Raw genomic sequence first — 11,266 nt, forward strand, 5'->3', positions numbered from 1 at the left:
CTTGGCCTTGGTTGCCGCCGCTGTTGCCACTTTGCATTTGTTGCAGCAACTGCATGATCATTTGCAGCAAGCTCATCAGTAATTGGGTGGAATCACCACTTAGCCCCGGCATTCCACTGGTGCCACCCGTCATGGATGTGCTAGATGAGCCTGAACCAGAGGTTGAATTAGTATTATTGCTGCCATAGCTGCCGCTAATCACAGAGTGATTGTTGGTGCTGTTGAGAGGATTGAGATTGGACATTTTATGCTCCTTTGCCTTTACTAATCGTGGCTGAAGTCATTTCAGCCGCTTTTTATTATTCCGGGCGTAACAGCCTGAGTGGTTCAGGGCTAACAGACGTGCCAGAAAATCCATATCAGACGTACCATTTCTGTTTCACGCGGAATAAATTTTTCTGCGCTTTGCTTGGGGTATGGTGCGTTGCGCGATGTTCTGGAGTATGTGTCAAGCTTTTTTGGTTCGTGATGGCAGGAGGGATGAAAGTTGCAAACTCGCTTACGAGCGGTGTAAATGCAGGTGTTGTTTGAGCATTTACAATGGGGAATGATTCGCTGATGATGCGGTCTTAAGCATTAATCCATCACATTAGAAGGTCGCTGCCTCATGATTGAATCCTCTCCTGCCAAGCCGTTGAGCTGGGCTGAAGCGTTGCAGGCGTTTCTGCATCCGCGCGTTATCACAATGTTGTTCCTAGGATTTTCGGCAGGGATTCCGATCTTGCTGATCTTTTCTTCCTTGTCGTTGTGGTTGGGCGAAGCGGGGGTGGAGCGCAAAGCGGTGACGTTCTTCAGTTGGGCAGCGTTGGGGTATTCGTTCAAATTTGTGTGGGCACCGTTAATCGACAAATTGCCATTGCCTTTTTTAACCGCATGGTTGGGGAAACGCCGAGCGTGGTTATTGGTCGCGCAGGCGTTGATTATTTTGGCGATTGTGTTGATGGGCAATATCGACCCGTCTTTGGGGCAAGATCACTTGGTGTTAATGGCGTGGGCGGCGGTGTTGCTGGGTTTTTCATCGGCAACGCAGGATGTGGTGATTGATGCGTACCGGATTGAGGCGGCGGAAACACGCTTGCAGGCGATGATGTCTTCGACTTATATCGCGGGTTATCGGCTGGGAATGATTGTGGCGGGCGCGGGCGCGTTGTTTTTGGCGTCTTGGCTGGGGTCGGAAAAAGAGCATTATGTGTACACGGCTTGGCAGTGGACGTATTGGGCAATGGCGGCGACGATGTTGGTCGGCGTAGTGACAACGTTGGTGATTCCCGAACCTGCACAAAAGCAGGCAGATCGTTACCATTATGCGGCGCTGGATTATCTACGCTTGGTGTTGGTATTTGCGGCAGGTGTGGCGGGATTTGTGTTGATATTTGCGTATACCAAGGGAATGTTTGGCGTGTGGCAGGAGCGGTTTGATGATGCGTTTGTCGGTTTTGGCTTGGAAGCGTTGCATTTGTTGAGCGGGCTGGCGCTGGGATTGTTGGTTGGGTGGGTGTTGGTGCGGCTGGGTGCAGCCAATAAGGTGATGGCACGGGATACGTGGATTGCACCGATTGCGGATTTTTTTCGCCGCTACGGGGTGCGTACTGCGTTGTTATTGCTGGCATTGATTGGTTTGTATCGGATTACCGATATTGTCCCCGGTGTGATTTCCAATGTGTTTTATCAAGATTTGGGGTTTAGTAAGCCAGAAATTGCGACGGCGGTGAAAACCTTCGGGGTGGTGGTGAGCATTGCGGGTGGCTTTTTGGGCGGATTGTTTGCCACGCGCTACGGGGTGATGCGTACCTTGATGTTGGGGGCGATTTTGACGGCGTTTACGAATTTGGTGTTCGTGTGGTTGGCGTATGTGGGGCATGACGTGATGGTAATGTATACCGCTGTGACAGCAGATAATTTGGCCGCCGGGTTTGCGAGTGCGGCGTTCGTGGCGTTTTTGTCTTCACTAACCAGCGTGTCGTTTACGGCGGTGCAGTACGCGATTTTTAGCTCGTTAATGACCTTGTTGCCGAAAACTATTGGCGGGTATTCCGGCACGATTGTGGATAATATTGGCTACCCAGGCTTTTTCACGTTTACCACCCTGATCGGGATTCCCGTTCTGTGGTTGGTGTGGGCGGCGGGTAAGCATTTGAAGGTGGAGCAATGACCCGGATGTCTAATTCGGTGTAGTGTTTTTTGGAAATGTGGCGGTGATTCTGGTTGCGGTCAGTGCTCTGAGAGTCGTATATGCTGTAGATAATGCCCAAATCCTGTTCGATTTCGACTTGGCGGTAGGGGTGAAACGGTCGGAGCGCTTCAATGCTCAGGGTGTAGGGGATCGGCCCCGTGGTGCGAATCACGCCTTTGAACCCGACGCCAATGGTGTTGGGGTCGTAGTGTAAAATATTGTGGAGCACTTGTCGGATGACAGCTTGCAGGAAAGGATGTCCGGCGACGCCTATCACATGCCATTGTTGAAACTCACCGCGCTCAATTCCCGCAAGTTCCGGGTGTAGCCCCCAGCCGTAATAGTGGTCGTCATCCCATTTGGAAAGGATGTAACGGTCATCGGGTAACAACACCGCATCGAGCGGGCGGGTGATGGTGCTTTTTATGTCGAGATAGACGCCACCTTCGGCATAAATCAACAGATACCGAAACAGATCCGCACGCGCCGCACCGTAAGCGGTGTCGATGCGTTGGTAGGTGTTGAGCAAGTCTTGTCCGTAGTGTTGCAGAATAAAGGTTTCAATATCCGCGTCGTCGTAGAGGCGGTATTCCCAGTCAGGGTTGAGTTGCTGAATCTGGCAGATATTTTTTTGTAGCGGCGGCGGCAACGCATTTTTGGTGTAATACGTTTGGTGAATAACGCGAGGAATCCGTTCTTGCATGGCAAGGTTAGGTATCATCGGTTGGTCTAGCATAGCTGTCCCTCGTGTTTCTAAGACATCAAGTTAACAACAACTTATGCCAGCAGTAGGCGTGGGTATAGTATTGGGGGGACGAGCGTTAACAGTTTGCTTACTAGCTGATAGTTTTGAACAATATTTGCGAATTACGTTGGTAGTTGTACAGCGATTTCTTATTGGCAGGCAGGTCGTCTACGCTGCCTTTTTCAAAACCGCGTTCCCGAAACCAATCCGTGGTCTGGGTAGTCAGCACCAGCAAACGGGTTTTTCCTTGTGTTTTAGCAAGTTGCGCGACGTGTTTGAGCAGTTTATCGCCGCGATTGCCGCCACGGTCTTGTTGGCTGACGGCAAGGCAGGCGAGTTCGGCGACTTGTGGATCAGCGGTATCATAAAGGGCAACGCACGCAATCACGTCACGGTCGCGGAGGATAATGTGGAAGTTGTCGATTTCCAGTTCCAGTTGTTCGCGGGAACGTTTGATCAAAATGCCGCGTTCTTCCAACGGGCGAATCAGTTCCATAATGCCGCTGATGTCTTCAATCGTTGCCGCACGTAGGCGTTCAAATTGTTCGGCGGCAATCATGCTGCCTACGCCGTCGCGGGTATACAGTTCCAGCAGTAATGCGCCATCAATCTCGGCGTCAAGCAGGTGGATGCGTTCCACTTGGTTTTCCGATGCTTCAATCACGGCGGGTAGCAGCGGGTTGTAGGGCAAGCTCGCTTTGGCTTCCTCAAGGGTGAGTTCGTGCGGCAAATTCAAGGGCTGATGGCTGAGGAAAATTAGCTTGTCAGCTTTAATGGCTTTGGTGGCGGCAACTGCGACTTGTTCGTAACGCAGGTTGTAGGCTTCACCTGTGGGCGAGTAGCCCATCGGCGAGAGCAGCACGATATTACCGGAGTCGAGTTGTTGCTTAATCAGAGTGTGATTGATTTTGCGGACTTGCCCGCTGTAACCGTAGTCGATGCCATCGCAAATACCGAGCGGACGCGCAGTAAGGTAATTGCCGGAAATAATCCCCAGTCCTTCATTGTTCAGCGACGGCTGATTGAGCGCGTGAGTCAGCAGGTTTTCGATGCGGATACGCAAAAAACCGATGGCTTCCTGAGCGGCGAGCAACGAAGTGCTGTCGGTAATGCGAATGCCTTTGTGCAAGCGAATCGGTGTATTAGTGCGGTGCAAGCGTTCGTCAATTTGCGGGCGTGTGCCGTGTACTAGCACCAGCCGTGCGCCGAGGCTGGAAATAATGGCGAGGTCTTGCACAATTTGCCGAAAGCGTGGCGTGGCAATTACTTCACCCGCAAACGCGATCACGAAGGTTTTGCTCCGATGGTTGTGAATGTAGGGCGCAGCTTCGCGGAAAAATGTGACGCTGTGCGGGTTGGGTGCTGATCTCATGCTGATTACCCTTGGGTTAGCAACATCTGATCAACCAAGTCGCAAATGCAGTGGATTAACAGCAAATGGGTTTCCTGAATCCGTGCGGTGCTGTCAGCGGGAACGCGCAATTCTACATCACCGGCTTGCAGCAAGTCTTTCATACTGCCGCCCGCTTTGCCGCTGAGGGCAATCACTTGCATCCCACAGTCATGCGCCGCGTCGATGGCGCGATTCACATTGGTGGAATTGCCGCTGGTGGAAATTGCTAGCAATACGTCACCGTTGCGCCCCAGTGCTTCGATTTGGCGGGAAAATACCCGTTCGTAGCTGTAATCGTTGGCGATGGAGGTGAGGGTGGACGTATCCGTGGTCAGCGCAATCGCGGGCAAACCCCTACGTTCCTGCTCGAAACGGTTGAGCATTTCGGAGGAAAAATGTTGTGCATCGCCCGCCGAACCGCCATTGCCGCAACTGAGGATTTTGTTACCGTTTTGAACAGCAGTAAACACCATCGTGGCGGCAGTGAGAATCGGTTCTTGTAATACCGCGAGGGCTTTTTGCTTGGTGTCAATGCTGGCGGCGAAGTGTTGTTGGATGCGTGTTTGCAAATTCATGCGTTAGCCCGTGTCGAAAGCGTTTTTGATCCAAAGGATAGTGTTATCACCTTCGACCGCTACCACGTCAAAACGTGCCTGGGCATCCGGTGCGCGGTATTGCAAATAGTGTTGTGCGGTGCGGATGATACGCGCTTGCTTGCGGGGGTCAATACTGTGCAATGCGCCGCCGTAACGGCGGGTTTTGCGGTAACGGACTTCGACAAACACGATGATGCTGCCGTCGCGCATAATCAGGTCGATTTCGCCCATTTTCAGGCGGTAATTCTGGTGCAGCAGGTGTAAACCACTGGCTTGCAAGTGTTCACAAGCCAGTTGTTCGGTGCTGATGCCGCGTTGCAGGTGCGGCGCGGTAGGCTTATTGTCCAACGGCTTGCGGTACGCCGTTAACGAAAGTGGCGAATAGCAAGGTACGTTGGATTTGACGATTGCCTGCTAAACGGATGTTGCCGGTTTTGCCGTTGACTTGCGTATTCGGGTTGCGGGCAATGCTGGGCAGGTTTTTAGCAATTAGGAAAGCATCCATTCCCAACGCGAACATACGCGGGAAATTGGAGTTGTTTAATGTGCCGGATTGTAAGCCTTCGATAACCCACGGAATTTCGGTGTACAGAATACCATCAAGGTCGGCATCTTTGCCGGGGTTAGTGCGCCCGGAAAAGATATGTGAGGTTGCATAAATAGGCAGTTCTGGGGCTTGTGCTGCTAGCAAAGGGCGCATCAGACGTGCTTGGCTGGGGGATGCGGCAAGGAACACCATGCTGGCGCGGCCTTGGGTGGCTGCCAGTGCATTTTGCACATTCTGCATATAGGCGTTGGATGCAGCATCAGGGTATTGCTGAATATTGATGACTTGCCCGCCTTTGGCTTGGTAAGCAGCCCGGAATGCACCGGCGATGCGGTCGCCCCAACTGGAGGCCGGTGCTAATACGATAGCCGTGCGCAGCCCGCGTGCACTCGCCGTTTCAGCGACTTGGCGGGCTTCATCTTCTGGCAGTAAGCCGAATTGGTAAAGCGCACCCGGTATGTTGCGGCTGTTGGTTAAGTAATTCAGGCTGAGCAGTGGTTTGGAAAGTATTTGGGGGTGAGCTAGCAAGTCAGCTAATGATTCTTTATCCAGTGGCCCGATGATCATGTCAGCACCATCGGCGACAGCCCGTTGGTATTGAGCAACAGCGCCACCCGCACTCACATCGTACAGTTGCACGCTGGTTTCGCTGGCAATACTGTTACGTGCGGTATCAATGCCACGATAAATCTCTTGCCCGACACTGCCTAATGCCCCGGACTGGGGAAGTAGGGCTGCAACACGGGTCACGCTGTTGGGAATAAGTGCTGCTTGTATATTTTGAACGCTAGGGTTGCCTTTGCCGCTGTTCATGGCTTGGGCGCGTTGTTGAATGTGTTTAACCTTCTCGCGTAATGCTGGCGATAGGTTGTCAAGATTAGCTGGCAACGTGCGTAGTGCTAAGGCTGGGTTGTTTTGTTGTAAAGCCAGTAAGGCTTTCACATAGGCTTGGCGGGCACGATTTTCACCGTCTAATGCCGAGGCGGGAACCTTGGCTAAATAGGTATTGGTAAGTTTGGCATCGCCGATGGAGGCGGCAATTTCGGCTGCTTGCAAAATGACGCGCTCACGTTGTGGTGAGGGGTAGCGTGCCGCCGCCGCATAATACGTTTGAGCAGCTTCCCGTTTTTTTCCTTGATTAAATAGTGTATTGGCTTGTTCGACAGTGGCATTGCCTTGGATTGCGGAGCTGCCCTCGCTATCCATGAAGTCGTTGGGTGAACAGCCTTGTAACATCAATGGCACAACTAATAAGGCAACCGAGCAGTATTTCAGGATGCATTGGCGAAATTTTGTTTGCATGACGTGAATCCTAGTACCTATTGGTGGGGTATTGTTGTCGAAATATAGCACTTTTTGTTGAGCCTGCTGCATGTTTGATTCGGCAAGCGGTATTTTACTGGGGGTATTCTGTCGTTTGTTGCCTGATAAACATCAATTAAGTCTATGAACAGTGCGGTTGGATGCTAAAAATAGGACTATGCTTGTTACAACTATTGCCCTTGTTGTCGTTGCAACAAGGGGGTGGTTTGCGATGATTAAAATACATTCATAAACAACGGAGGTGTTCTGATGTCCACAGGTTTGGCAGTTGCCATTTTGTGTGCGCTCGCCGCACTGGTTTACGGTATTGTGACGACCCGCTGGGTGCTTGCTCGCCCTGAGGGGGATGCAAAAATGCGCAGTATCGCACAAGCGATTCAGGAAGGGGCGCAAGCCTACTTAAATCGTCAATACACCACAATTGCGGTGGTGGGTATTTTGCTGTTTGCGGTGATTTTTATTGCACTAGGTTGGCAAACCGCGATTGGTTTTGCGTTGGGTGCATTGTTATCCGGTGCTACCGGCTATATCGGCATGAATGTTTCGGTACGCGCCAATGTGCGCACGGCTGAGGCAGCGAAAGACGGTTTGAATGCGGCTTTGGATGTCGCTTTCAAAGGCGGCGCGATTACTGGTATGTTGGTCGTCGGCTTGGCATTGCTGGGTGTGGCTGGTTATTACGCGGTATTGACCATGACCGGAACTTCGGCGACTGATGCTATCCATGCGTTAGTCGGTTTGGCGTTTGGTGGGTCATTGATTTCGATTTTTGCCCGTTTGGGTGGTGGGATTTTCACCAAGGGTGCGGATGTGGGTGCCGATTTGGTGGGGAAAGTGGAAGCGGGTATTCCTGAAGATGACCCACGCAATCCCGCTGTCATCGCGGATAATGTCGGGGATAATGTCGGGGATTGCGCTGGGATGGCGGCGGATTTGTTTGAAACTTACGCTGTTACTATTATTGCTACCATGTTGCTGGGTGGGTTGCTGATGAATGGCTCAGAAAATGCCATTATTTACCCGTTGGTGTTGGGGGGCTTTTCTATTTTGGCTTCCATCTTAGGGGCAATGTTTGTGAAGGCGCGTGCTGGCGGCAAAATTATGAATGCGCTGTACCGTGGGTTGGCGGTAGCCGGAGTGGCATCGTTGATATTTTTCTATCCGGTCACGGTCATTATGATGGGGGATAGCCCCGATTATTCGGTGAATGCATTGTATGGTTCAGCGGTAATTGGTTTGTTACTGACAGCAGCGATGGTGTGGATTACAGAATATTACACGGCAACAGAATACAGTCCAGTTAGGCATATTGCGCAAGCGTCTACGACAGGGCATGGCACGAATGTGATTGCGGGCTTGGGTGTGTCTATGCGTTCTACGGCAGCACCGGTATTGGCGGTATGTCTTGCTATCTGGGGTGCTTATGAACTCGCAGATTTGTATGGGATTGCGATTGCAGCAACCTCGATGTTATCCATGGCGGGGATTGTGGTAGCGTTGGATGCTTATGGTCCAATTACCGATAATGCGGGTGGTATCGCGGAAATGGCTGGTTTGCCTGAAGATATTCGGAATATTACTGACCCGTTGGATGCCGTGGGTAACACGACAAAAGCAGTGACCAAAGGTTATGCCATTGGATCGGCTGGGTTAGCGGCTTTGGTATTGTTTGCGGATTATACCCATGCGTTGTCCGCAGCACATCAAACAACCATGAACTTTGATCTTTCCAACCATTTGATCATTATCGGTCTGTTTATTGGTGGGATGGTACCGTATCTGTTTGCGGCAATGGCGATGGAAGCTGTGGGGCGGGCGGCAGGCTCGGTGGTGGTGGAAGTGCGGCGGCAATTCCAGACAATTCCGGGCATTATGGAGGGCACAGGGAAGCCGGAATATGGTACTTGTGTGGATATGTTGACCAAATCGGCGATTAAGGAAATGATTGTACCGTCATTATTGCCAGTGGCAGTGCCGGTGATTGTGGGGCTGACCTTGGGCGCAGAGGCACTTGGCGGGGTGTTGGTGGGTACGATTATCACGGGGATTTTCGTGGCAATTTCCATGACAACCGGCGGCGGTGCTTGGGATAATGCCAAGAAATATATCGAGGAAGGCAATTTCGGTGGCAAAGGTTCGGAGGCGCACAAAGCGGCTGTTACTGGCGATACCGTTGGCGACCCGTATAAGGATACGGCAGGTCCTGCGGTCAACCCGTTGATCAAGATCATTAATATTGTTGCGTTGCTGATTGTGCCTTTGCTGGCGTAAGGTAGTGCACGGCTGGTTTTGCCAGCAAAAACCAGAAGCCCGCCCTTCGTGGTGGGCTTCGTTGTTTGGGGAAGTGGATGAAACAAGGCATTTTGTACTGTGTGGCAACGCCCATCGGTAATTTGGCGGATATGACGGAACGTGCCAAGCGCATCTTGGCTGAAGTAGATAAGATTTATGCGGAAGATACTCGCGTGACCCGTGGTTTGCTTGCCCATTTTGGCATTCAAGGGTCATTGGCTAGTTTGCACGATTACAATGAGGCGGGTCGCGTTGCTAGCATCCAAGCCGAATTGGAGCAGGGAATGCAATTGGCGTTGGTCAGCGATGCGGGTACGCCGTTGATCAGCGACCCTGGTTATAAACTGGTTCATGCTTTAGGAAGTGCAGGGTGCAAAATTGTGCCAGTTCCGGGGGCAAGTGCGTTAATTGCGGCGTTGTCGGTGGCGGGTTTGCCGACGGATCGGTTTGTATTTGAAGGTTTTTTACCGGCAAAAGCGGTATCACGCCGCAAATGGCTGGAGAGTTTACAAGAAGAGCCGCGCACCTTAGTATTTTACGAATCGAGTCACCGCATTGCTGAGATGTTAGCGGATGTAGCAACTACTTTGGGCGAGGAGCGCCAGGTGGTGGTGTTGCGCGAGTTGACCAAGTTGTTTGAAAGCATTTACCGGGGCAGTGCCGGGGAGTTAGTCACGCAATTGAGTATCGACACCAATATGTCACGCGGTGAGTTTGTGGTGGTGGTGGCGGGCAAAGTGGCGAACGAGGATCAGGAACAACTCAGTGCTTTACGTGCGGACAGTATTCTGGCGGTGTTGTTGGAAGAATTGCCGGTGAAACAGGCAGCCGCCATTGCCGCCCGTTTGACCGGATTGCCGAAAAACCAGTTATACAAGCAAGCGCTGGCGCTGTCTTAGCCCCTCTCCCCTTGTGGTAGATGGGTTGGGGTGAGGGGATCTTCAGCGTCAGGGCTATTGATGACAATGAGCTTGTCGGGGTCGAGTGCTAAAATTTGTTGCGCAATGTCGAGCGGAATCAGGCAACGTTTGCCGCCTAGGAAGGTAATCGCTAGGTTGCCATCGGCTAAGGCTTGCTGTTGGGCTTCGGTGACGTAGAGGTATTTGATGTTGTCACCGACCACAAAATTGTAGCGAATGTCAGCATCGTCGACATTCTGTAAGTTGGCCGTGATTAGAGCAGCAACTTGTTCGCGGGTTTGTTTGCGGCGAGCAGCGATTTCACGCTGGCGTTGTTCAGCTTGTTCGCGCTCTTCGCGTTCGGTTTTGGCGCGAGCTGCGTAAAATTGTGCGAGGTCGCTTTTTTCTTTGGGCGTTGGGCGTGGTGCTTTATTTTCAGTGCGTTGCGGTTTTTCTACCGTGCGGGCTGGTCGATTGTCACGACGCGAGGTTTGGTTGTGCTGTTGCGGTTGCCGTGAAGGAGCTGGTTTGGGTTGGTTGGCTTTTTCAAGCTGTGCTTCGGTGACTAACCCCGCTTTAAGGAGTTGGTCGCGTAGTGAGTGTGCCATGCTGTTCTCTTGAAATTGTCGACAAGTAGTGGTGGTTAGTTGCTGTTAGATTCGTTAACAAGCGTTATAATACCGTGATTTTTACACAAGAGTAGAGTAAACAATGAATATTGATAAAGTTCCTGCTGGGCGTGATGTTCCTAATTGCGTGAATGTCATCATTGAAATTCCTGCATTGTCTACGCCGGTGAAGTATGAGTTGGATAAGGAAAGCGGTGCATTGTATGTTGACCGTTTTTTGTCGACTCCCATGTTTTACCCGGCAAACTATGGGTTTATTCCGCACACGTTAGCACAGGATGGTGACCCTACCGATGTGTTGGTGGTCAGCCCTACGCCGTTGATGCACGGTTGTGTGATTCCGGTTCGCCCAGTGGGTATGCTGAAAATGTCGGATGAATCCGGGATTGATGCCAAAATTGTGGCTGTTCCGGCACATAAGTTGTCTTCTGGATATCGTGAAATTAACTCTTATGAGCAACTGCCGCCGCTGCTGTTAAGCCAAATCCAACACTTCTTTGAGCGTTACAAAGAGTTGGATGCGGGTAAGTGGGTGAAGGTGGAAGGCTGGGCTGGCCTCGAAGAGGCCAAGCAAGAAATTTTGGACAGTATTGAGCGTTATAATACGGAGCAACCAGAGGAGATTCCGTTCTCTTAATCTGTTATAGTCGCCCGATTTCAAACAGGGCA

Annotated in this window: 11 protein-coding genes; 4 read left to right on the top strand and 7 right to left on the bottom strand. The window is 51.5% G+C overall.

Going from position 1 to position 11,266, the window contains the following annotated elements; genetic code table 11:
* Window positions 1–244 (bottom strand): hypothetical protein (locus tag BLV87_RS00005; protein ID WP_217629904.1); only part of this gene is annotated, 244 nt, incomplete at its 3' end.
* Window positions 245–607: 363 nt separating this feature from the next.
* Between BLV87_RS00005 and BLV87_RS00010 the strand changes: the two genes are divergently transcribed.
* Window positions 608–2,152, top strand: coding sequence for an AmpG family muropeptide MFS transporter (locus BLV87_RS00010; protein WP_175517786.1), 1,545 nt, complete (start codon window positions 608–610; stop codon window positions 2,150–2,152).
* Here BLV87_RS00010 and BLV87_RS00015 read toward each other — a convergent pair.
* The 5 genes from BLV87_RS00015 to BLV87_RS00035 all read right to left on the bottom strand — a co-directional run bounded on the left by BLV87_RS00015 (window position 2,079) and on the right by BLV87_RS00035 (window position 6,756).
* Complete coding sequence (locus BLV87_RS00015; RefSeq protein ID WP_093064116.1) at window positions 2,079–2,909, bottom strand: glycosyltransferase family 32 protein; 831 nt, start codon at window positions 2,907–2,909, stop codon at window positions 2,079–2,081. The two genes, BLV87_RS00010 and BLV87_RS00015, sit on opposite strands and share 74 nt — an antisense overlap.
* 100 nt (window positions 2,910–3,009) lie before the next feature.
* Complete coding sequence (gene argA, locus BLV87_RS00020) at window positions 3,010–4,290, bottom strand: amino-acid N-acetyltransferase (protein ID WP_093064118.1); 1,281 nt, start codon at window positions 4,288–4,290, stop codon at window positions 3,010–3,012.
* Window positions 4,291–4,295: 5 nt separating this feature from the next.
* Window positions 4,296–4,886, bottom strand: a complete 591-nt coding sequence (locus BLV87_RS00025) for a phosphoheptose isomerase (protein ID WP_093064120.1) — start codon at window positions 4,884–4,886, stop codon at window positions 4,296–4,298.
* Window positions 4,887–4,889: 3 nt separating this feature from the next.
* A complete protein-coding gene (locus BLV87_RS00030; protein WP_093064122.1) occupies window positions 4,890–5,255 on the bottom strand; it encodes a YraN family protein in 366 nt (121 codons plus the stop codon).
* Entirely contained in the window at window positions 5,245–6,756 is a 1,512-nt protein-coding gene (locus tag BLV87_RS00035; RefSeq protein ID WP_093064124.1) for a penicillin-binding protein activator, read from the bottom strand. Before BLV87_RS00035 ends, BLV87_RS00030 begins: the two co-directional genes overlap by 11 nt.
* 270 nt (window positions 6,757–7,026) lie before the next feature.
* Here BLV87_RS00035 and BLV87_RS00040 point away from each other — a divergent pair, with 270 nt between their 5' ends.
* Window positions 7,027–9,048 (top strand): sodium-translocating pyrophosphatase, encoded by a 2,022-nt coding sequence (locus BLV87_RS00040; RefSeq protein ID WP_093064126.1) that lies wholly within the window; start codon window positions 7,027–7,029, stop codon window positions 9,046–9,048.
* A 77-nt stretch (window positions 9,049–9,125) separates the two neighbouring features.
* On the top strand, window positions 9,126–9,968 hold the full coding sequence (rsmI, locus tag BLV87_RS00045) for a 16S rRNA (cytidine(1402)-2'-O)-methyltransferase (RefSeq protein ID WP_093064128.1): 843 nt from the start codon (window positions 9,126–9,128) through the stop codon (window positions 9,966–9,968).
* Here the strand turns inward: rsmI and BLV87_RS00050 are convergent.
* Window positions 9,965–10,576 carry a DUF2058 family protein gene (locus tag BLV87_RS00050; RefSeq protein WP_093064130.1) on the bottom strand — a complete coding sequence of 204 codons (612 nt, stop codon included), beginning with the start codon at window positions 10,574–10,576 and terminating at the stop codon, window positions 9,965–9,967. The genes rsmI and BLV87_RS00050 overlap by 4 nt on opposite strands.
* A gap of 103 nt (window positions 10,577–10,679) precedes the next feature.
* On the opposite strand from BLV87_RS00050, the gene ppa reads away from it, so the two are divergent.
* Window positions 10,680–11,234 (top strand): inorganic diphosphatase, encoded by a 555-nt coding sequence (gene ppa / locus BLV87_RS00055; RefSeq protein WP_093064132.1) that lies wholly within the window; start codon window positions 10,680–10,682, stop codon window positions 11,232–11,234.
* Window positions 11,235–11,266: the final 32 nt, after the last annotated feature.

Source organism: Thiothrix caldifontis (assembly GCF_900107695.1).
Classification (GTDB): domain Bacteria; phylum Pseudomonadota; class Gammaproteobacteria; order Thiotrichales; family Thiotrichaceae; genus Thiothrix; species Thiothrix caldifontis.

What these genes read in the sequence shown, in the direction of transcription:
- ppa (WP_093064132.1), top strand. Translation starts at nt 10,680, where the DNA reads ATGAATATTGATAAAGTTCCTGCTGGGCGTGATGTTCCTAATTGCGTG.
- argA (WP_093064118.1), bottom strand. Translation starts at nt 4,290, where the DNA reads ATGAGATCAGCACCCAACCCGCACAGCGTCACATTTTTCCGCGAAGCT.
- BLV87_RS00015 (WP_093064116.1), bottom strand. Translation starts at nt 2,909, where the DNA reads ATGCTAGACCAACCGATGATACCTAACCTTGCCATGCAAGAACGGATT.
- BLV87_RS00010 (WP_175517786.1), top strand. Translation starts at nt 608, where the DNA reads ATGATTGAATCCTCTCCTGCCAAGCCGTTGAGCTGGGCTGAAGCGTTG.
- rsmI (WP_093064128.1), top strand. Translation starts at nt 9,126, where the DNA reads ATGAAACAAGGCATTTTGTACTGTGTGGCAACGCCCATCGGTAATTTG.
- BLV87_RS00035 (WP_093064124.1), bottom strand. Translation starts at nt 6,756, where the DNA reads ATGCAAACAAAATTTCGCCAATGCATCCTGAAATACTGCTCGGTTGCC.
- BLV87_RS00050 (WP_093064130.1), bottom strand. Translation starts at nt 10,576, where the DNA reads ATGGCACACTCACTACGCGACCAACTCCTTAAAGCGGGGTTAGTCACC.
- BLV87_RS00040 (WP_093064126.1), top strand. Translation starts at nt 7,027, where the DNA reads ATGTCCACAGGTTTGGCAGTTGCCATTTTGTGTGCGCTCGCCGCACTG.
- BLV87_RS00025 (WP_093064120.1), bottom strand. Translation starts at nt 4,886, where the DNA reads ATGAATTTGCAAACACGCATCCAACAACACTTCGCCGCCAGCATTGAC.